Raw genomic sequence first — 19650 nt, 5'->3', positions numbered from 1 at the left:
GCTCGATCAGACCGGAACGAACCGGTAGAACACGCGATCCTGCTCGGTCGGCCCGTCGATGTCCATCACCTTCAGTCGGACCGGATCGCCGATGTCGAGGTCCTCGTACGCGGCGTCGTCGATACGCGCCGAGAGCCGCACCGGACCGAGGTCGACGACGCCGACGACGAAGGGCGGGTCGTCGGTCATCCCGATCGGCGCAGTGCCGCGCACCTCGGTGAACGAGTGCATCTCCCCCTCGTGGGGAAGGTCCGTGTATTCGAGGTCGTCGCTGTGACACTCCGGACAGACGATGCGCGGCGGGAAGTGGATCGCCTCGCAGTCGGCACACTCGGTGGTCGTGAGCGACCCCGCACGGAGGTTGTCGTAGAACTCGTGAATCTGCGTGTGCTCGGGATCTTGGAGGTCATAGAAGTCCAAGAGCACCGGGAACTCCACCGTCTCGGGGAGCGTGACTGTGCCCCGGGGCGGCCCCTGTTCCTCGCCGCCGTCGGTTCGGAGTCGCTCGTTTGCGCCGCTTCTCTCGCTGTGCTCGTTGCCCTGTGGTCGGTCGTGACTGGTCATTGTGGGTCCCTCGCGAGGGTCATAACACTGTGCACCGAGGCGCTGCCGCTGAGGTTGTGGATGAGCCCAGTCTCGGGGTCGTTCGGCACCTGGCGGGCGGTCGGCACGTCGCCGGCGAACTGCCGATAGACTTCCAGCGCCTGACAGACACCCGTCGCGCCGAGCGGGTGGCCACACCCGAGCAGGCCGCCGCGGGGGTTGACCGCGACGTCGCCGTCGAGGTGGCTGCGACCCTCCTCGATGAACTGCCCGCCTTCGCCCTCTTCGGCGAATCCGAGCTGTTCGTACTCGATGATCTCGCTGATAGAGAAGCAGTCGTGCACTTCTGCGACGTCGAGTTCCTCGACGGGATCCTCGATGCCAGCCTCCGCGTAGGCTTGCTGGGACGCCTCGCGCGCCTGCGGCCACGTCGTCAGCGATGGGATGTTGTTGACGGAGTTGCTCGCTTGGCAGGACTGGCCGCTGCCGGTGATGTACGCCGTCGTATCTGTACCCAGCTCCGCTGCTTTCTCCTCGCTGACGAGGATGACGCCCGCGGCCCCGTCGGTGATTCCGCTACAGTCCAGCAGCCGCAGCGGGGGTGCGATCTCGTACGACTCCAGCACGTCGTCGACGTCGACGTGCTTCTGGTACTGCGCGAAGTCGGTTTCTGCGGCGTGGCTCTTGTTCTTCGCGCTCACCATCGCGAGCTGTTCCGGTGTCGTTCCGTGCTCGTGCATATGGCGCTGGGCGTACTGGGCGAACCACGAGGGACCGTTGAGCCCGTTGACGCCGTCGAACTCGCGATCCAGCACGTTCGTCATATTCGACTGGATCTCCGGCATGTGCTCGCGGTCTATGTTCATCTTCTCGACCCCGAGCACGAGCGCGACGTCGATCTTGCCGGCTTCGATCGCCAGCCACGCGTAACGGAGCGCCGCCTGCCCGCTCGCGCAGGCGAGTTCGGTCCGCGCGAGCATTCCGTTCACGTCGACGCCGAGCAGTTCGGCGACGAGCGGCGCGACGTGGCTCTGGAACGCGAAGCGTTCCGGCTGGACTGCCCCGACGAACAGTCCCTCGACGTCGTCGGGCTCGATCCCCTCGACGTCGTCGAAGGTCGCTTTCCCGGCCTCCTGTGCGAGATCCTTCCACGTGGCGTCGCGCTCACCCCACTTCGTGAGCCCGCCGCCGACGATTGCTGCGTTCTGTGACATACGAATCAGTCCTCGAACTCCGGTTCGCGGTCGGCTCTGAAGGCCTGAACGCCCTCGATCATATCGTCCGTGGTGGTCAGGAGACCGAAGCCTTGGCTCTCCAGTTTGAGCCCCGCATCGAGGCTGGCGTCCTGCCCTTCGTTGATCACCTGCTTTGCCACCTTGAGCGCCGTCTTCGGGCCCGAAGCGATGTCGTCGACGAACTCCGTGACCGTATCGTCGAACGCCTCGGGGTCAACCGCGCGATTGACGATCCCCCAGTCGGCCGCCCGCTCGGCGCTGAAGTGGTTGCCGCGGAAGATGATCTCTTTCGCGCGCGGCTCGCCGACGAGGCGTGTGAGCCGCTGGGTCCCGCCGCCGCCCGGGATGAGGCCGAGGTCGACCTCGGGGCTGCCGAACGTCGAGGTCGCCGTGGCGAGACGGATGTCGCAGGCGAGCATCAGCTCGAAGCCGCCGCCGAGACAGAAGCCGTCGATGGCGGCGACCGTGGGTCGGTCGAAATTGTAAATCTGCTCGATCGACTCCTCGACGTCCATAATCTCGGTCGGCTCGTTGGCCATAAACCCGGTAATGTCCGCGCCCGCAGAGAAGGCGCGGTCGCCCGCACCGGAGAACACCACACACGAGACCTCGTCGGCGTCGTGGTCGTCCAGCGCGTGCCCGACTTCCGCGAACATCTCCTCGCTGAACGCGTTGAGGCGTTCGGTCCGGTCGAACTCGATCGAGAGGACGCCGCGGTCGTCGAGATCGACGTTCAGGAACTGGTAGGGCCACTCGCCAGTGTAGTCGTAGAAGCCTTTCCCGGCGTCGACGCCGGTCTCGCCGGCCTCGACGCGTTCGACGAGGTAGTCGGCGGGTTCATAACGAGGTGCGCCGGTCTCCTCGTAGAGCGTTTCGAGCTTCTCGAGGACGGTGTCGAGCCCGAGGTTGTCGCCGACGCGGCAGGTCCCGAGCGGGAACCGGCCCCCGAGCCGGACGCCGAGGTCGATGTCCTCCGGCGTCGCGACGTCGTTGCCGACGAGTTTGGCGGCCTCGTTGACCATCCGTGCCTCGATCCGGAGCGTATCGAAGTCGTCGCCGTCACCGGGTTCGTAGGTCGGTCCCTGGCCGTCCTCGTACTGATAGTAGCCGGTCCCGCTCTTGCGCCCGAGTGTTTCGTTTTCGACCATCTCGACGACCGACGGCGGGACCTCGTACTCGCTGGCGTCGAGGAAGTCGTAGGCGATGTCGATGCCGCCGTAATCGTTGAGCTCGAAGGGTCCCATCGGGTACCCGCGGTTGTACACCATCCCCGCGTCGGCGGCTTCGATCGTACACTCGTCGGTGTCGTACATCCACGCCGCCTCGCCCATAAACGGCACGAGGACGTTGTTGACGACGAAGCCGTGGACGTCCTTCTTCACGTCGATGCCGGTCTTCCCGATGGATTCGACGTACGCGTGAACGCGCTCGATCGTTTCCTGGCTGGTCTCCCCGCCGTGAACGACCTCGACGAGGTCCATCTTCACCGGCGGGTTGAAGTAGTGGGTGCCGACGACCTGTTCGGGGCGGTCCGTCGCGGCCGCCATCTCCGTGATCGAGAGGCCGGACGTGTTGCTCGCGAGAATCGCGTCTTCCGGGGCGTGTTCGTCCACCTCGGCAAACGTTTCTCTTTTGAGCTCCATCTTTTCGGGGACCGCCTCGACGACGAGGTCGGCGTCTTCGACGGCGGCTTCGAGGCCGGTGTATCCCTCGACGCGAGCAAAAACCTCCTCGGCTGACTCGTCGATCTGACCCTTCTCTTCGAGTTTGCCGAGACTCCACTCGATGTTGTCGAGGCCCTCCTCGACGAACTCCGTTTCGATGTCGCGGATTGATACCGTATATCCGGCCACCGCAGCAACCTCGGCGATGCCGTGTCCCATACTCCCGGCACCGAGGACTGCGACGTGTTGGACGTTCGACTCCTGCATCAAGTACTATGGGGATAACGTAGCTATTCAATCTTGTGGTGGAATAATCGATTGTATACAAAAATAGCATATCGAGGAAAGACTGGTTATTATAAAACACTCTTAGATACATTTTGTTAGCATCGCGTGAGTGGTCTCGCCTGGGAATCACAGTGATTGTCGCAAGTCCGCAGAGACCTCTCGCCGGCGGTATGAAGCGGACCGACGAATTGTTGGGAGAGTCGCTATCGGATCCTGCCGGACTCCGGCAGTCGGACACTGCTCGGGAGAGTGGCACGGACCTCTATCGTGCGTTCGGGGTAGCAGAGTATTTCTAACAAGATGTCTCTACTACCGGGTGCTCGTTTACTATCTACCAGTAAAGGGTATAAATCCTTAACGAAAGTATTATAATGTTATGTCCTAAGTGGGTGAGTGAACCATGAGTTCACCTACCAGACGGTCGGTTCTGAAGAAGGCGGGAGCGGCGTCAGTCATTGCTACTACGGGGCTTGCAGGTTGTTCCGGTGGCGGTGGCGACTCCGGTGGTGATGGCAGTGACGAGGATTCCGGATCAGGTGGAACGACAAGCCAGGACACTGGACCGAGTTCACTCCACGTGGGCGTGTTCAACCCACAGACAGGCCCCTTCGCCCCCTGGGGGTCGTCACTCAGGACTGGTGCGGAACTCGCGGCGACAGATCTCGAAAACGAGTTCGACATCGATATCGAGATCAGCACGTACGACACCGAAGTGAACCCGAGCGCATCGTTAGAGCGGATGAAACGCGCGGTGACGTCGGACGGGATCGACTTCGCGCAGGGGGCACTTTCCTCCGCCGTGTGTACGAAGATCGGGACGTGGGCGTCCGATAACGGCGTGTCGTACATCGCCGACGGCGCGTCCGACACGCTGACGGGAGAGAACTGTCTGCCCCATATGTTCAGCACGTACTCCTCGAACACGATGCTTGCCAGGTCCATCGGCTCGCGGATGGCCGACATCGCGGACAACTGGTACCTGCTTTACTCCGATTACATCTGGGGGCAGAACGCACAGGAGATCTACATTAACGAGATCGAAGCAAACGGCGGCACCGTCGTCGAATCCGAGGCGACCCCGTTCCCGAACGACGACTACACGTCGTTCCTCAACAACATCCAGAACTCCGAGGCGGACGGGATCGGTCTCGTCCTTCCGGCGCTGGACAAGCGGCTGGCGATGAAACAGCTCCGGAACAAGGGGATGCACGAGAACTTCAAGCTGATGGGACATCAGGCCGAGGACATCGCCTACTGGGGGCTGAACCAGGAATCGGCGGCGATGATGGACATCGCCTCTGTCGGCTGGACGAACTCGCTCGAAAGTGCCCAGGACTTCAGCCAGCGCGTCGCCGACGAGGGCAAGACGGACCCGTTCGTCCGCCACGCGAACGCCTACATCGCGATGGATCAGCAGGTCCGGGCGGCGCTCCGCGCGGGCTCCACTGACGCCGAGGCGATCCGCGGCGAACTGGAGGGACACACCGTCGAGAGCCAGAACGCACTCGACATTATGCCGGGCGAACTCGAGTGGCGGGCCTGCGACCACCAGCTCGTCCACCCGACCTGGGCCATCTCCGGTCGGGCGATGGAGGATATGCAGGACGATCCCTACAACGCGTGGTTCCAGATCGAGGCGACAGCCGCCGGCGAGGACGTGATGCGATCCTGTGAGGAGACCGGCTGCTCGTTGTGAGACGAATGAACGAAATTCCGATCCCTGGATCAAACCGCAGCACTACCCCCGCAGCCGCGCTCATCTGGGGCGCCTTGCTGCTTTTGACAGTGATGAGCGCAGTCGCGCGTCCCGGCCTGTTCGTCGATCAGGCTGTCGGGGGGCTCGTGTACGGGCTCGTGTTGGTGCTGATCGCGCTGGGGCTGTCTATCGTCCTGGGGTTACTCGGGATCGTGAACTTCGCCCACGGGGCGCTGTTTATGCTCGGCGCGTACTTCACTTTCCAGTTTATGGAGGTGTGGGGAGTTTCCTTCTGGGCCACCCTGGTCCTCGCGCCGCTGGCAGTCGGTCTCGTGGGTGTCGTCATCGAGCGGTCCGTGCTGCGCCACCTCTACGACGAAGATCCGCTGAACGGACTGCTGGCGACCTTCGGGATCGCGATGATGCTCGGGGAGGCGACCCGGGCGACCTGGGGCGGCTCGCCGCTGAGTGTGACGACCCCGGAGGTGCTCGATCTGGGATTGAACCTGGGCGTCACGACCGTCTCGCGTATCAGGATCTTCACCGTCGTCGTCTCGGTCGTCGTCATCGCGGCGGTGTACCTGCTCATCGAGCGGACCGACTTCGGGCTGTCCGTCCGTGCGGGGGTGCTCGACCGTGAGATGGCCGAGTTCCTCGGGGTGAATATGAACGTCCGGTTCATCTCGATGTTCGTCCTCGGGGCGGCTATCGCCGGGCTCGGGGGCGTGCTCCGCGGAAGCGCGGTCGGAATGGAACTCGGGATGGCGAACCAGTTCATCATCCTCGCGTTCGTCGTCGTGGTCGTCGGCGGCATCGGCAGTCTGTTCGGGAGCGTCGTCGCCGGGATTCTCATCGGCGAGGCCTCGTACCTGACGCCCCTGTATCTGCAGACGCTCGCCGACGTAACGAGCATCCAGGCGATCAACATCCCCGGAATCAGCGGGCTGGTTCCGTACCTGGTGATGATCGTGGTGCTGCTCGCCCGACCGCGTGGGCTGTTCGGTCAGGAGGGGTTCCTCGAATGAGCCACGAGTCCGACGAAGGCTTCGCGTCGAACCTCCCGCTGACAGCGCTGCGTCGGTATCAGGTCCCGATCGGTGCGCTGCTTTTGGTGGTCCTCGTGCGTCCGATCATTTCGCTCGACGCCCTCCTGGGCTACGGAGCGGTCGCCAACACCATCCTCATCTGGATGCTGTTTGCGGCGTCGTTCAATCTCCTCTTGGGGTATACGGGGCTGCTCTCGTTCGGTCACGCGATGTTCCTGGGGATCGGCGCGTACGTCACAGCGATCGGTCTCTCGCGGTTCGATTCGTCGTTCGTGTTCTCGGCGACCGTCGCCCTCCTGCTTGCGGGGGTAGTCGCGTACCTCATCGGCCGGATCACGGTCCAGAAGGGCGAGATCTACTTCGCGATGCTCACACTGGCGTTCGGGACGACCGCACACTTCATCGCGAATTTCAACCCCGCCGATCTGACCGGCGGGACGACCGGCATCGCCGGCGGCGCAGTCCCGGCGTGGATCGAGACTGAGCGCGGTCTCAAGTACGTGAGCCTTGGTGGCTTCGAGTTCGACTGGTACTACTTCGTCGCCGTGGCCGTGTTCCTCGGGTTGCTGATACTGTGGCAGATCGTCCGATCACCGTTCGGTCGGACACTCATCGCCATCCGCGAGAACGGGGAACTCGCCCGCGCAATGGGCATCAACACCTACCGGTACAAGGTGTGGTCGTTCACGCTGAGCGCGATCATCGCGGCCTACGCCGGCACGATCCTCGAAATCAACGAACAGGGCGCGACGCTCTCGCTTCTGACGGTCGTCACCAGCGGCGACGTCATCCTGATGACCGTCCTGGGCGGGGCGAACTACTTCTTCGGCCCGCCGGCGGGTGCGTTCATCTGGCTGTTCGCCGAGGACTACCTCACGGATTTCGAGATGCTCGTCTTGCCCGCATCGGAGCTACCGATCGTCAGCCTCGAACTGGCCGGCGTGCTCGCCTACTGGCAGTTCTTCCTGGGCCTGCTGTTCGTGATCGCGGTCCTCATCGCGCCGCGTGAAGGGGTCTGGGGACTCGCCAGAGGCGGTCTCGAACGTGTTTATGAACGATTCGGATCCGAGGGAGACGATGTCTGACCAGCAAATCACGACGACAGACCGACCGAACGGAGACAGAGACCCACAGTCCGCTGCTCTCGGCGCGACGGGCCTCACGAAACGGTTCGGCGGCATCGTCGCCGTCGACGACGTCGACCTCGCCGTCCCGGAAGGCGAACTGCGGGCCATCATCGGTCCCAACGGGGCCGGGAAGACGACGCTCTTCAACGTCCTCACCAACGCGCTGGCGCCGACCAGGGGCTCGGTGTATCTCCACGGCGAGGAGATCACCGACATCGCGCAGGAACAACGGCCACACCGCGGGCTGGCCCGGTCGTTTCAGTCCAACCAGCTGTTCAACGAACTGAGCGTGCTGGAGAACGTTCGCATCGTCGTCCAGACGATGGAATCCGGGCCGTTCTCGTTCGATCTGCTCGGCGAAGGCCGCACGCAGTACGTCGAGCAGGCACTCGACGTTCTGGATTCGGTCGGCCTGACCGACAAACGCGACGTCGAGGCGAAGAACCTCTCCCACGGAGATCAGCGACGCCTCGGGATCGCGATGGCGATCGCGACCGACCCGTCGGTGCTGTTGCTCGACGAACCGACGAGCGGTCTGGGATCCAGCGAAACCGAACAAGCCACAGATCTCATCGAGTCGGTCCAGGAGGATCTCGGCCTGACGCTGCTTTTGATCGAACACGATATGGAGATCGTCCTGTCGATCAGCGATCGCATCACCGTGCTCGATCAGGGACAGGTGCTTGCGACCGGAACCGCCGACGAGGTGCAGAACAACGAGGAAGTACAGGAGGCGTACCTCGGTGGGATGCGGGAGGAACTATGAGTCTACTCGAAATCACCGATCTGGAAGCCGGCTACGAGACCGGACAGGTGCTCTTCGGCGTCGATCTGTCGGTCGAGGAAAACGAGGTCGTCTCGCTGCTCGGTCGCAACGGCGCCGGCAAGACCACCACGATGCACGCCATCGTGGGCGCTGACGTGCCGCGTGTGCTCGGCGGTTCGATGACGTTCGACGGCCAGGACCTCCGGGCCCGCCGCAACTACGAGATCTCCGGGCTCGGCCTGAGTCTCGTGCCCGAAGGTCGGCGGTGCTTCCGGGATCTCACGGTCGAAGAGAACCTTCGGCTCGCGGCGAACCACGCCACTGATCCGCTGTCGGTCGAGGAGATGCTCGATCAGTTCCCGGAACTCGAAGAGATGCGGGACCGCCCCTCGAAGAATATGAGCGGCGGGGAACAGCAGATGCTGGCGATCGCCCGCAGTCTCGTGACGAATCCGGAACTCATCCTGCTGGACGAACCCTGTGAGGGACTCGCCCCGTACATCGTCCGCCGGATCGAGTCGATTATCGAGGAGATCAACGCAGAACGGGACGTGAGCGTTCTCCTCGTCGAACAGAACGTCGCGGTGGCGATGGCCGTCGCCGAGCGACATTACATCCTCGACGAGGGCGAAATAGTTACCGAGGTCTCGACCGCGGAACTCCGCGAAGACGAAGCGCTCAGACAGGAGTACCTGGGCGTCTAATCTCGTACGGTCGGCTGTACCGATTTGCCGGTGATCTCCTCGGACGGTATCGGTGATCGCCGCTAAAGGGCTACAACCGACCGTATCAGCCTTCCTCGGATTCGAGGTGATCGAACAGCCCCGGCGTCGTCCCGAACTTCAGCACGTTCGTCATCGTCGAACTGCGGACGTTGTTGACGACCTTTCCGTGTTCTTTGTAGAACTCGTGGAGCCACCGGGATTCGGCCTCCTGGCTCGGGAACATCATCACGGCCTTCCACTGATAGACGCCGTCCGCGAGGAAGTAGAAGATCGAGTACTGGCTGTCTCGGATGTGCTCCATCGCGTCCCGCCAGTTGTCCGCGAAGTGCTCCGGGTTGAACATAAACTCCATCAGCGCGAAGACGAAGTACGACTCGTGGGGGATGAGCGCCTCCCGAAAGACGCCTTCGTCACGCATATTCCGAATCGCCTTGCTCACGGTCACGTGACTCACGTCGATTCCGTGTTTCTCCGCTAACACGTCCGTCACCTCCCGCGCGGACAGTTGCGGATCACGGGCCAGTTCGCGGAGGATGATCACGTCGCGCGTCTTGAACTCCCAGTCCGGGGTGTTGTCGGTGGTTCCCCCATCGCCCTCCGACTGATCTCCTTCTGCGACCGCGTCGGTCGAAAAGAGCGCCTCAGCGACGTTCTCGTCCTCGACTCGGTCGCTCGGATCGACCATCTATGACCCTCCTTGGCCCCCGCCGTTCGTTCGAGATTCGCTCGACTCGGAAGCGATGAGGGTCTTCGTACGAAAATCCCGCCTCGAAAATGCGCGGTGGAAATTCATATGCGTTAAATCCGGACTGACTGGTAAATAATTTTCGTAGAACATTATTTATTGTAAAGGACTGTATGCTACACATCGATGCGCTACTACGAGGACTTCGAGGTGGGGGAGACTCGGACGTTTGGCGGCTACACGATCACGGAATCGGAGATCATCGAATTCGGCGAACAGTTCGATCCACAGCCGTATCACACGGATCCGGAGGCCGCAGAGGAGAGTATGTACGGCGGCTTGATCGCGAGCGGCTGGCATACGACTGCGTTGACGATGCGACTGCTGACCGAGCACTTCACAGCCGAAACCGACTTCCTCGGCGGCACTGCCGTCGACGAACTCAGATGGACCGAACCGGTTCGCCCCGGCGATACGCTCGGAGTGACGACCGAAATCGTCGCGAAAGAGCCCTCGACGGATCGGTACGGACGGGTCCGTACTCGAATACGCGTCCACACGCGGTCGGGAGACTCCGTCGTGACGATGGAAGCGGTGATGCTGTTCGGGTATCGGGACGCCTGATACCGACTGTTGTACTCCCTTGTCGGTGTCTGCCGGTACCGAGGGTGGCGAGCACTGGAAAAGTCACAACAGTATGAGAGAAGAGTCAGTTACGCTCCGGCCGGAGATCCGTCCGGGACCGGTTCGCCTCGTCGCCGAAGACTGATTCGATCCGCGTTTCGAGTGCATCGACGTCCCAGCCCCCCTCGTTGAACGCGACGCGCTCCAGTTCCGGGTTCGACACCAGGCCGACGCTGTCGCCGGCGGCCCGGATCGTACAGCCCGAGACGTCCGCCGCCTTCTCGCTTGCGAGGAACGCCGCGACGGGTGCGACTTTCTCGGGCGGATACTCCTCGGGATCGAGAAACGAGTCCGTCATCGTCGTGTGGGCTATCGGCAACAGGGCGTTGACGCGGACGTCGAATCTGTCGAGTTCGGCCGCTGCCGTGCGCATCAGCCCGAGCACACCCGCCTTTGCCGTGGCGTAGTTCGCCTGTCCGACGTTTCCGAACGCGGCCGGACTCGTCACGCAGACGAACGCCCTCCCGTCGGAGCGTTCCTCCGCGTTCGTCTGCCAGTGTCTCGCAGCGCTCCGCAACAGGCCGAAATGACCGCGGAGGTGAACGTCCGTGACCTGCTCCCACGCCGCGTCGGTCATCTTCGTGAGATACGAGTCACGAATCAGTCCCGCGTAGTTGATGATGCTGTCGAGTCGGCCGTATTCGTCGACGACCGACGCGACGAGCGCCTCGGTGTACTCGAAGTTCGTGACGTCGCCGAGATCAGTCGTGGCAGTCCCGCCGGCCGCTCGAATCTCCTGGGCGAGGGTCTCCGCTTCGGTCTCTTGGGTCGGCAGATCGTTGATGACGACCGTCGCCCCGTTGGCTCCCAGTTCGCGAGCGGTGGCGCTCCCCAGCCCCCCTGTACCGCCCGTGACGATGTGCACAGTTCCGTCCATTGTGTCGATTGCTCGTCCGCCCGAACCTACTCGAAGGCGTCGATGAGTTCCGGAACGACCTCGAAGAGGTCGCCGACGACGCCGTGGTCCGCAACGTCGAAGATCGGTGCGTCAGGATCCGTGTTGATGGCGACGATGGTCTCTGCACCTTTCATTCCGGCGAGGTGCTGGACCGCCCCGGAGATGCCGATTGCCAGGTAGACGTCCGGCGTGACGGTCTTCCCCGACTGCCCGACCTGCCGGTTCGGCGGCAACCAGCCGTTGTCCACGATCGGCCGGGACGCCGACAGCGTCGCACCGGTCACATCGCACAGTTCCTCGATCAGTTCGAGGTTCTCCTCCTCGTCGATCCCGCGACCGATACTCACCAGGAACTCCGCTTCCGAAATATCGACGTCGCCAGCAGCGACCGCCTCGAACCCGGTGACAGTCGAACCGACGGCGCTCTCGTCGATCGTGACGTCGGCCTCGCGGATTTCCGCGCGCCCGCCGTCCGGTGCCGGGTCCCACTCTCCCTCGCGGAGCGTCAACAGACAGGGGAGTTCGGTCACTTCGAGGTCGGCCTCGACTTTCGACCCGTACCGCTCCCGCGTCGCGATCAGCGATCCCTCCTCGATCCGCGCGTCGACCAGATTGGTCACGATCGGCCAGTCGAGTCCGCGTGCGACCGCAGGCGCGTAGTCGAGTCCGTTGACGCTGTTCGGCGTCACCAGAACCTCGGGCTCGATCTGGTCGCACAACTGTTCGATCGCCTGCGTGTAGACGTCGTGGTTGAACCCGTCGCCCTCCGCGACGGTGTGAACGACATCGACGCCCTCGCGATCGAGTTGGGCGGCGAACGTCGAGGGTTCCCCGCCGATGATGGCAACGTGGACCGCACTATCGAGGTCGTCGGCGAGACTCCGTGCCCCGGTGATGAGCTGGTAGCTGACGTCTCGGAGTTCGCCCTGTCTGTGTTCGGCGATCGCGAGCACGCCGCTCATCCGTCGATCACCCCTTCGTCCGTCAGTACCGTTGCCAGTTGCGACGCCTGCTCGTCAGGACTCCCGGACAGATATTCGGTTTCGCTTTCGCTCTCCGGGATCCGCATCTCACGGTGTCGCAGGCGTTCAGGAGGCGCATCGAGTCCGAGATCAGAAAGCGACTGAACGTCGAGCGGCTTCGCGTGCGCCTGGCGGATCCCGCGAAGGCTCGCATACCGGGGATCGTTGATCCCCGTCTGGATCGTCAACACCGCCGGGAGGTCGACCTCGGTCAGTTCTTCGACGCCACCCTCCAGTTCCCGGTGGACGTGTGCCGTCGTGGCCGAATCGTCGAGTTCGAGATCGTTGACGACTGCGGCCCACTGGTACCCGAGGTCGCGGGCAAGTGCGACACCGGTGGCTCCCCAGGCGTCCTCGCCGGACTGGACGCCGGCGAGCACGAGATCAGGCTCTTCCGTCTCGGCGACGGCGGCCAGGATCTGTGCTTTCGAGGTGGGATCGAGAACGGCACGGTCCTCGAGTGTGTCGTCCCAGACGCGCAGGGCGCGATCGGCGCCTTTCGCCAGTGCCTCCCGAACAACCTCCTCGCTCCGTTCGGGACCGATCGTCACGGCGACGACTTCGACGTTCTCCCGCGCCTCCTTGATCTGCACCGCTGCTTCGATCGCGTAGTCGTCCCACTCGTTGAGGTCGTAGGACAGATACTCCGCAGGCACAGCGTCTCCGTCGATCGCGAATTCGTCGTCTACTGAAGCCACCTCCGTCGCGGTGGTCAAGATTCGCATAATCCAAGTATAGTAACCAAGCGTTAATATTTATCGGTTATTTGCAACCGATATGAATCTGTAGACGAATATAGGTTTCCATCATAATCGTAATTCGGCCTAATCTGGCCATCGACCCCCCAGATTTAGGTGCTGTGAATCGCTACCAGCATCTATGGACTTCGAGATTCCGTCCGCACAACAGGCGATGCTCAAAGAGGTGCGCAAATTCGGCGAAAACGAGATCCGGCCGGTCGCGAGTGAATACGACCGGGAAGAGAAGTTCCCTCACGACATCCTCGAGCAGTCCGCACAACTCGGTCTGCTCGGGGCACAGTTCCCAGTCGAGTACGGCGGGGTAGACGCCTCTCCGATCGAGCGCGTGCTGATTACCGAAGAGCTGTTCGCTCACGACCCCGGAATCGCCCTGGCGATCACGTCGACCGATTTCGGGAGCGAGGTCCTGCTTGAATTCGGCACCGAAAAGCAGTGTGAGGCGTATCTCCCGCCGATTACCGACGCTGAGACGATTATGGGGGCGGCGATCTCGGAACCGCAGGCCGGTTCGGACGTCTCGTCCGTCGCCACCCGTGCGGAGAAAGACGGCGACGAGTGGGTCATAAACGGGAACAAGATGTGGATCACGAACGGTAGCGTCGGCGACTATTTCGTGGTGCTCTGCAAGACCGACCCCGACGCCGACAGCCGCCACGGCGGGTTCTCACAGATCATCGTCGAAGCCGACCGGGACGGCTTCGAGGCCGACAAGATCACCGGAAAGATGGGCGTCAGAGCGAGTGATACGGCCGAACTCGTTCTCGATAACGTCCGTGTCCCCGAGGAGAATCTCGTGGGAACGCGGGGGGAAGGCTTCTATCAGCAGATGCAGTTTTTCGACGAGACGCGCATCATCGTCGCCAGCCAGGGCGTCGGCATCGCGCGCGGGGCCGCCGAACGGGCAAAGGAGTACGCACAGGAACGGGAGCAGTTCGGCCAGTCGATCAGTGAGTTCCAAGCGATCCAGCACAAATTCGCGGAGATGTTCACGGACATCGAGGCGGCGCGGCACCTCACACGGAGAGCGGCGTGGGCCGTCGAGAACGACCACGACGACGCGACGAAACTCGCTTCCATGGCGAAAGAGTACGGATCCCGCATCGCCGTCGAGACGACGCAGGAGGCGGTCCAGATTTTCGGGGGATCCGGATACGTCAACGATTTCGACGTCGAACGCTTCTACCGCGACGCGAAGATCACACAGATCTACGAGGGCGCGACGGAGATTCAGAAGAACATCATCGCGCGCGAATTGCTCTCCTGATCTCCCCCGAAGGAGCCGATCTCGGATCGATTGCGTCTAACATATCCAAACGATTAATGAGATACGCCGGGGTATGGGATCTATGGAGGGATCGACACCCCCGATCAAATCAGTACTGCGGGCCTTCGAGGTGCTCCAGGCGATCTGGGAGCACGATCAGGTGGGTCCGTCAGAACTATCGGATCACCTGGATGTCTCGAAGAGCACCGCCCACGTGTATCTGCGGACGCTGGAATCGACGGGGTATGTCGTCAACGACGACGGAACGTACCGACTCAGCTACAAATTCCTCTCGATGGGCTCCCGGCTGAAGTTCCGGAGCAGACTGTTTCACACCGCCCGCGACGTGATGGCGGCGCTCGCGGAGGAAACCGGCGAGCTAGTCGCTCTCTTCGTCGAAGAGGACGGCAGATCGATCCTTCTCCACCAGGAGACCGGCGATCGATCGCTCCAGTTGGGTACCTATCCCGGGATGTCGCTTCCCTTGCACTCTCACGCGTCGGGCAAACTGTTTCTCGCTCATATGAACCCCCAACGGCGGAGCGAGGTCATCGATCGCTATGGGCTGGAGGCAGTCACCGAGGAGACGATCACTGATCGGGCGAATCTGGAGAGTGTCCTTGAGAAAATCCGCGAGACAGGGTTTGCCTTCGACTGTGATCAACAGGTGACGGGGATGGGAACCGTTTCGCTCCCCGTCTTCGTGGAATCCGAAGTCAAGGCCACGTTGGCAGTGGCTTCTCCGACAGGGAGGCTACAGAACGAGTCTTACCGCCAGGAACTGCTTCAGCAGCTCCGCGGGGCGGTGGATACACTCGGGATCAACTACCGGTATCAGAACTAATCCGATCCACGACGCCCCTGTGAAGCAAAGCGGCGTCATTTATCCAATATTGTTGGACGTATATCGTTCACAGCCTGTTACGAGCGAGCGAGATTTAAAAACTAGCGTGACCTCTGAAACTTGATCACTACCGAGTCCATTCTGTCGGGCTATTTCGGATCCCGCACTGACGGACGAAGCGATTCGCCGATATCCGCTATGTCCAATAATATTAGACGAAGAGGCGTCCAATCACGGTTGGATTTCCACAGCCCGAACATTTCCTCACCGCCGTACACCCCACTACCGGGGTCGACAGGACCAGAAAGCAGCTCTGTGACTTCCGCAGAGCTACACTGCCACGACGGTCCGGACGCTATCGATTCGGCAGCGCCGCGGGCGACACACTACAACCGCTACACGGCCACGACGGGTTGGATGCAAGGGTCGGGGTCCTCTCTTGGCTCTCAGATCCGGACGAAGACGTTCTCGTCACGGACTGCAACGTCGAACGTCGCGATGCGTTCCCCGGACACCTCGTTTTTCCCCGTTTCGAGGTCCCACTCCCAGAGGTGCCACGGACAGGAGACGGTGCATTTCTCCTCGTTTACGCCACCACGCGACTCGGTCCACGTGTGATCGGCGTTGATCTTCCGTTCGCCCGCCTTACACAGCGGGGCGTTCTGGTGCGAGCAGCGGTTGCTGATCGCGTACAGATCGCCATCGGCCTCGAAGATGGCGATCTCGATACCGTTTACGTCCACAGCGATTCCGTCGTTACCGGCTTCAAAGTCGGCTATTTCGGCGACCTTCGTGTACTCGTCGCCGTCGATGGTGGTACTTTCGCTTGACATTATCACAGGCGCAGGATCTCCCTGGCGTTTCCGTGCAGGATGTCGTCGCGCAGTTCCTCGTCCTCGCGGAAGGCCCGGCTGGTGAAGAACCACGTCGGCGGGTCGAGCGTCTGGTGTGGCCAGTCCGAGGAGTACATAAACGTGTCTCCGGCCATACTCAGATCGAGCATACTCCGCGCATCTCCGGCCCCGCGCGGCAACGCGAACGGCTGGGTACAGACGTAGATGTTGTCACGGAGGTACTCGCTCGGCGCCCGACCGAGGTACTCTTCGCCCTCCGGGAACTTCCGCGGCGTGATCTGGATGTCCTCGGGGTGCATCTCGTAGAACTCGTCCAGCCGGTACCGCAGGAACGGAATCCACCAGTGGCCGGCCTCCTGGAAGACGACGTTCAGGTCCGGATACTTGTCGAAGACGCCCCGCATAATCATATTCGCCGTGTTCACGATCCCGTGGATCGGCCAGTCGAGTCCGAGCACCTCAGTCCACGTGAGCATCTCGTCGCCGATGTAGGAGTGCTGGGGCCAGAAGGCCAGGGAGCCGTGGAGGATAAGCGGCAGTCCGAGCGACTCCAACTTCTCGAAGACGGGATCGAACTCCTCGACGCCCCAGGGTTCGCGCGGATCGAACCAGCTGTAGACGCCGACGACGCCGTCCTCGTCGCCCCAGCGATCGAGTTCGGCCAGCGCGTGGTCGACGTCCCACTTGGCGATCGACAGCGCCGTCGGGATCCCCTCGTCGACGAAGTGATCGAGCATATAGGAGTTGCCGGCCTTCAAGACGGCGTTTTTCAGCACCTGATGGTGCTGCTGGGGGAGCATATTCAGCCCCGCGTTGACGATGGGCGTGTCGATCGAGAACTTTTCACAGGCCTCCCGGACGTCTTCTGGATACTCCGCGCGACCCTGCGTGAACAGGCCCTCGGTCCCTTCGGAGATCGCATAGGCCGCGTCCCACTTGTCCGGCATCGGCCACATTCCGAACTCGGTCGTCAGGCGATCCAGGGCCCTGTCGTTGTCGACGTACGGGCGGAGTTCTTCCTCCAGGGGGTTCACGTGGAAATCCATGTCGATGACTTCCACGTCGGCGGCCTCCTCCGGAACCTCCACGTCGGAGTCGAGCCTCCTGATCGATGATTCCATAGTCGGAGTGAGGGAATAATATAATATATATTCTTCGGTATATTTTCGGCGGCCCACTCGTGACCTTCCCAATCCGGAGGGGACCGTCGACCGCATCGCATTTCGGTATACGGGAAACAGATCAGACTGGTAGTCCCGGACGGTCACGGTGGAAAAAGTCGGTGATAGCCGAGTTTCGGGGCGCTATGAAACGCTGATTGTCGAATTTGCCACGTCCTTCCCGTTCGAATTCGGGGTGCCAAATTTCGATATAGCCGAAAGAGTAGACCCTGAACGGGTTTTTAGATAACATATGTACCTCTGTTATTTCACATCGCCAAATATCTGCGTGTGATAGCTTTCCATCCCTCGGAGACGGGAACTCCCCCTACTCGTACGTCAGTTTGAGTTCTATCTCGTTCGATGCAGTGGTAACCAGTTCGATGAGTCGTTGTTTCCGTGACTCGGTTCGCATCCGTGCGACCGGTTCGGCGATTGCAACTGCCCCGTACACGCGGTCGTTGGCTATGATGGGCGCTGCGACGGCCGAAACACCCTCCGCGGTCTCGTGTTCGTTCGTCGCGTATCCCTGTTCGCGGATCCGATCCAGTTCCGCGGTGAGTTCTTCCCTCGTGGTGATCGATTCGTGGGTCCGCTCCGGAAGGCCGTGGCGCGAGATGACGTTCTCGACGTGTTCCGGGGGAGCGAAGGCAAGCATCGCCTTCCCCGAGGCTAGGCAGTGCATATACTCCCGCTTGCCCAGTCGCTCGTGCGTTTCGATGGACTGTTCGCCCATCTCCCGGGCGAGGTAGACGGCTTTGCCGGCTTCCTCCACCATCAACCAGACGGCGGCACCGCTTTCGTCTGCCGTCTTTTTCAGCGGCTCACGAGATTTTTTATAGACCGGGAATCGATCCCGCGCCGCGGCTCCGAGATCGAAGAATCGCAGCGTCAACCGGTATCTGCCGTCGTCCTTCGCGAGGTATCCTCGGTACGTGAGCGTTTCCAGATAGTCATAGAGCGTGCTATCGGAGACGTCGAGTTCGCCGGCGATGTCGGTGAACGTCGGCTCCCCCAACGCGTGGACCGTTTCGAGGATATCGAAGGTACGGAGTGCAGATTTGATCTGTCGGTTCGGTGGATCGCCCCCATTCATATGGGTGTACTCTCGGTATGGGCAATAAAAACATTCGCCTCCGACGTGGGCTCGGGCGGGAGAGGGTACGCAGACGCCGGAAGAAGCCATTTGGTAATAACAAAAACTAAGAGGTGGAGTGACAATGTGACAGTATGGCACACGACACAGGGAAACGAACTATCCAATCTATCGAACGTGGATGCGAACTGTTGGATTACCTCCGTCGGAACGGGCCGTCGACGATCGCCGAGATGGAATCACACTCGGCGCTCTCGGCGGGGAGTATCCACACGTATCTCTCGACGTTGAAAGATCACGGGTTCATCGAGCAGGAGGACTCACGCTACCGGCTCGGCGCGATGTTCATCCCGTTCGGCGTCCGTGTCCGGAACCGCTCGACCCTCTACCCTGCCTCGAAAACGATCATCCACCAACTCGCACACAGCACGGGCGGATGCGTCCATCTGATGACCGACTACGACGGTCGGCTCCTCATTCTCGACGAGGTGTACGGGGAGGATGCGGTCGACAAGGACTTTCACTTCAAAAAGCGTGGACAGCTTCAGCATGACATCCACTGTACGGCGGGCGGGAAATCGATCCTCGCTTACCTCTCGGAACAACGGGTAAACGAAATTCTCGACAGTCACGGTCTGCCCGCCCGGACGTCCCACACGATCACGGACCGCCAAGAGCTGTTCGACGAACTGAAGCGGGTACGCGAGCGGGGGTATGCGCTCAACGAACAGGAACACATGCCCGGTATTCGTGCGGTCGGTGCTCCCATCCGGCACGACGACAGCGGAGACGTGATCGGAACCGTCAGCGTGTCCGTCTCCGCGGCGAGCTGGACCGGTGATTTCTTCAGAAGGGAACTACCGACCATCGTAAAGAAGGCGGCAAACGAAATCGAGATACGGATTCACTCGCAGGAGCGCGATTCCTGAGTCGGCCGCCGGAATCTCGATTTCCCCCGCCGACCGTGATTTGCTAATACAGAAGTGTTCGATTCCAGTCGATGGTATAGTAGCGTTTGCAAGTCTTCGCTCATCTGATCGCACGACAGCGTGCAGTCGGATGAGCAATCAGTTGCAAACGCTACTATAGGTGCGACGAGACCGTCTCGGTCCGAGGGGCTGGTTCGTTTTATCGACATAATTCACTACTAAGCGATCGTAAACAATTGCAGCACGGTCGGACAGAGGCCTCCAAGCGACCGGTCATCGGAAGCCGTGTTATGCCGGGAGCGGATCTGAAACCGCTGAAAATGTCTATTTCGAACTGCGTTGGGAAGCTTTGGCAATCACAAA

19 protein-coding genes are annotated in these 19650 nt (G+C 61.6%); 9 read left to right on the top strand and 10 right to left on the bottom strand.

What is annotated here, in order from left to right:
- Positions 1-6: 6 nt before the first annotated feature.
- The 3 genes from RJT37_RS10800 to RJT37_RS10790 are packed head-to-tail and all read right to left on the bottom strand — an operon-like array spanning position 7 to position 3709.
- Positions 7-564 (bottom strand): Zn-ribbon domain-containing OB-fold protein, encoded by a 558-nt coding sequence (locus RJT37_RS10800; RefSeq protein WP_313684327.1) that lies wholly within the window; start codon positions 562-564, stop codon positions 7-9.
- Positions 561-1757 (bottom strand): thiolase C-terminal domain-containing protein, encoded by a 1197-nt coding sequence (locus RJT37_RS10795; protein ID WP_313684325.1) that lies wholly within the window; start codon positions 1755-1757, stop codon positions 561-563. Before RJT37_RS10795 ends, RJT37_RS10800 begins: the two co-directional genes overlap by 4 nt.
- Before the next feature lie 5 nt (positions 1758-1762).
- The gene (locus RJT37_RS10790; RefSeq protein ID WP_313684324.1) at positions 1763-3709 is read right to left on the bottom strand and encodes a 3-hydroxyacyl-CoA dehydrogenase/enoyl-CoA hydratase family protein; all 1947 of its coding nucleotides are present in this window, start codon (positions 3707-3709) and stop codon (positions 1763-1765) included.
- 421 nt (positions 3710-4130) lie between these two features.
- Between RJT37_RS10790 and RJT37_RS10785 the strand changes: the two genes are divergently transcribed.
- Genes RJT37_RS10785 through RJT37_RS10765 form a run of 5 tightly spaced genes read left to right on the top strand, consistent with a single transcriptional unit; the run spans position 4131 to position 9069 of the window.
- Complete coding sequence (locus tag RJT37_RS10785) at positions 4131-5426, top strand: ABC transporter substrate-binding protein (protein ID WP_313684323.1); 1296 nt, start codon at positions 4131-4133, stop codon at positions 5424-5426.
- 5 nt (positions 5427-5431) lie between these two features.
- Positions 5432-6451 (top strand): branched-chain amino acid ABC transporter permease, encoded by a 1020-nt coding sequence (locus RJT37_RS10780; protein WP_313684322.1) that lies wholly within the window; start codon positions 5432-5434, stop codon positions 6449-6451.
- On the top strand, positions 6448-7557 hold the full coding sequence (locus RJT37_RS10775; protein WP_313684321.1) for a branched-chain amino acid ABC transporter permease: 1110 nt from the start codon (positions 6448-6450) through the stop codon (positions 7555-7557). The genes RJT37_RS10780 and RJT37_RS10775 overlap by 4 nt, the downstream gene beginning before the upstream one ends.
- Positions 7550-8365: an ABC transporter ATP-binding protein gene (locus tag RJT37_RS10770; protein WP_313684319.1), complete on the top strand. Its 816-nt coding sequence runs from the start codon at positions 7550-7552 to the stop codon at positions 8363-8365. Before RJT37_RS10775 ends, RJT37_RS10770 begins: the two co-directional genes overlap by 8 nt.
- Positions 8362-9069 (top strand): ABC transporter ATP-binding protein, encoded by a 708-nt coding sequence (locus RJT37_RS10765; RefSeq protein ID WP_313684318.1) that lies wholly within the window; start codon positions 8362-8364, stop codon positions 9067-9069. Before RJT37_RS10770 ends, RJT37_RS10765 begins: the two co-directional genes overlap by 4 nt.
- An 85-nt stretch (positions 9070-9154) precedes the next feature.
- On the opposite strand, the gene RJT37_RS10760 is transcribed toward RJT37_RS10765, so the two are convergent.
- Entirely contained in the window at positions 9155-9775 is a 621-nt protein-coding gene (locus RJT37_RS10760) for a winged helix-turn-helix domain-containing protein (protein WP_313684316.1), read from the bottom strand.
- Between the two features lie 186 nt (positions 9776-9961).
- On the opposite strand from RJT37_RS10760, the gene RJT37_RS10755 reads away from it, so the two are divergent.
- A complete protein-coding gene (locus tag RJT37_RS10755) occupies positions 9962-10399 on the top strand; it encodes a MaoC family dehydratase (protein WP_313684314.1) in 438 nt (145 codons plus the stop codon).
- A gap of 85 nt (positions 10400-10484) precedes the next feature.
- Here the strand turns inward: RJT37_RS10755 and RJT37_RS10750 are convergent, their stop codons facing one another.
- From RJT37_RS10750 to RJT37_RS10740, 3 genes are read right to left on the bottom strand one after another with little or no spacing between them, the layout of a single operon-like run.
- Complete coding sequence (locus tag RJT37_RS10750) at positions 10485-11336, bottom strand: SDR family NAD(P)-dependent oxidoreductase (RefSeq protein ID WP_313684312.1); 852 nt, start codon at positions 11334-11336, stop codon at positions 10485-10487.
- A gap of 26 nt (positions 11337-11362) precedes the next feature.
- On the bottom strand, positions 11363-12319 hold the full coding sequence (locus RJT37_RS10745) for an electron transfer flavoprotein subunit alpha/FixB family protein (RefSeq protein WP_313684310.1): 957 nt from the start codon (positions 12317-12319) through the stop codon (positions 11363-11365).
- A complete protein-coding gene (locus RJT37_RS10740) occupies positions 12316-13104 on the bottom strand; it encodes an electron transfer flavoprotein subunit beta/FixA family protein (protein ID WP_313684308.1) in 789 nt (262 codons plus the stop codon). The genes RJT37_RS10745 and RJT37_RS10740 overlap by 4 nt, the downstream gene beginning before the upstream one ends.
- 154 nt (positions 13105-13258) lie before the next feature.
- On the opposite strand from RJT37_RS10740, the gene RJT37_RS10735 reads away from it, so the two are divergent.
- The gene (locus tag RJT37_RS10735; RefSeq protein ID WP_313684306.1) at positions 13259-14404 is read left to right on the top strand and encodes an acyl-CoA dehydrogenase family protein; all 1146 of its coding nucleotides are present in this window, start codon (positions 13259-13261) and stop codon (positions 14402-14404) included.
- A gap of 82 nt (positions 14405-14486) precedes the next feature.
- Complete coding sequence (locus RJT37_RS10730; protein WP_313684304.1) at positions 14487-15248, top strand: IclR family transcriptional regulator; 762 nt, start codon at positions 14487-14489, stop codon at positions 15246-15248.
- A 446-nt stretch (positions 15249-15694) separates the two neighbouring features.
- Here the strand turns inward: RJT37_RS10730 and RJT37_RS10725 are convergent, their stop codons facing one another.
- From RJT37_RS10725 to RJT37_RS10715, 3 genes are all read right to left on the bottom strand, one after another.
- Entirely contained in the window at positions 15695-16081 is a 387-nt protein-coding gene (locus RJT37_RS10725; RefSeq protein ID WP_313684302.1) for a Rieske (2Fe-2S) protein, read from the bottom strand.
- A 2-nt stretch (positions 16082-16083) separates the two neighbouring features.
- A complete protein-coding gene (locus RJT37_RS10720) occupies positions 16084-17223 on the bottom strand; it encodes an amidohydrolase family protein (protein ID WP_313684301.1) in 1140 nt (379 codons plus the stop codon).
- 367 nt (positions 17224-17590) lie between these two features.
- Complete coding sequence (locus RJT37_RS10715) at positions 17591-18358, bottom strand: IclR family transcriptional regulator (RefSeq protein ID WP_313684299.1); 768 nt, start codon at positions 18356-18358, stop codon at positions 17591-17593.
- Between the two features lie 134 nt (positions 18359-18492).
- Between RJT37_RS10715 and RJT37_RS10710 the strand changes: the two genes are divergently transcribed.
- Positions 18493-19287 (top strand): IclR family transcriptional regulator, encoded by a 795-nt coding sequence (locus RJT37_RS10710; RefSeq protein ID WP_313684297.1) that lies wholly within the window; start codon positions 18493-18495, stop codon positions 19285-19287.
- Positions 19288-19650: the final 363 nt, after the last annotated feature.

Source organism: Halobellus marinus, from assembly GCF_032113415.1.
GTDB classification, from domain to species: Archaea; Halobacteriota; Halobacteria; order Halobacteriales; family Haloferacaceae; genus Haloquadratum; species Haloquadratum marinus.
This window is presented reverse-complemented; position numbering and strand designations above follow the sequence as displayed.

Bases quoted from the DNA above. Each gene is read 5' to 3' on its own strand.
- RJT37_RS10800 (WP_313684327.1), bottom strand. From the start codon at position 564: ATGACCAGTCACGACCGACCACAGGGCAACGAGCACAGCGAGAGAAGC.
- RJT37_RS10795 (WP_313684325.1), bottom strand. From the start codon at position 1,757: ATGTCACAGAACGCAGCAATCGTCGGCGGCGGGCTCACGAAGTGGGGT.
- RJT37_RS10790 (WP_313684324.1), bottom strand. From the start codon at position 3,709: ATGCAGGAGTCGAACGTCCAACACGTCGCAGTCCTCGGTGCCGGGAGT.
- RJT37_RS10785 (WP_313684323.1), top strand. From the start codon at position 4,131: ATGAGTTCACCTACCAGACGGTCGGTTCTGAAGAAGGCGGGAGCGGCG.
- RJT37_RS10780 (WP_313684322.1), top strand. From the start codon at position 5,432: ATGAACGAAATTCCGATCCCTGGATCAAACCGCAGCACTACCCCCGCA.
- RJT37_RS10775 (WP_313684321.1), top strand. From the start codon at position 6,448: ATGAGCCACGAGTCCGACGAAGGCTTCGCGTCGAACCTCCCGCTGACA.
- RJT37_RS10770 (WP_313684319.1), top strand. From the start codon at position 7,550: ATGTCTGACCAGCAAATCACGACGACAGACCGACCGAACGGAGACAGA.
- RJT37_RS10765 (WP_313684318.1), top strand. From the start codon at position 8,362: ATGAGTCTACTCGAAATCACCGATCTGGAAGCCGGCTACGAGACCGGA.
- RJT37_RS10760 (WP_313684316.1), bottom strand. From the start codon at position 9,775: ATGGTCGATCCGAGCGACCGAGTCGAGGACGAGAACGTCGCTGAGGCG.
- RJT37_RS10755 (WP_313684314.1), top strand. From the start codon at position 9,962: ATGCGCTACTACGAGGACTTCGAGGTGGGGGAGACTCGGACGTTTGGC.
- RJT37_RS10750 (WP_313684312.1), bottom strand. From the start codon at position 11,336: ATGGACGGAACTGTGCACATCGTCACGGGCGGTACAGGGGGGCTGGGG.
- RJT37_RS10745 (WP_313684310.1), bottom strand. From the start codon at position 12,319: ATGAGCGGCGTGCTCGCGATCGCCGAACACAGACAGGGCGAACTCCGA.
- RJT37_RS10740 (WP_313684308.1), bottom strand. From the start codon at position 13,104: ATGCGAATCTTGACCACCGCGACGGAGGTGGCTTCAGTAGACGACGAA.
- RJT37_RS10735 (WP_313684306.1), top strand. From the start codon at position 13,259: ATGGACTTCGAGATTCCGTCCGCACAACAGGCGATGCTCAAAGAGGTG.
- RJT37_RS10730 (WP_313684304.1), top strand. From the start codon at position 14,487: ATGGAGGGATCGACACCCCCGATCAAATCAGTACTGCGGGCCTTCGAG.
- RJT37_RS10725 (WP_313684302.1), bottom strand. From the start codon at position 16,081: ATGTCAAGCGAAAGTACCACCATCGACGGCGACGAGTACACGAAGGTC.
- RJT37_RS10720 (WP_313684301.1), bottom strand. From the start codon at position 17,223: ATGGAATCATCGATCAGGAGGCTCGACTCCGACGTGGAGGTTCCGGAG.
- RJT37_RS10715 (WP_313684299.1), bottom strand. From the start codon at position 18,358: ATGAATGGGGGCGATCCACCGAACCGACAGATCAAATCTGCACTCCGT.
- RJT37_RS10710 (WP_313684297.1), top strand. From the start codon at position 18,493: ATGGCACACGACACAGGGAAACGAACTATCCAATCTATCGAACGTGGA.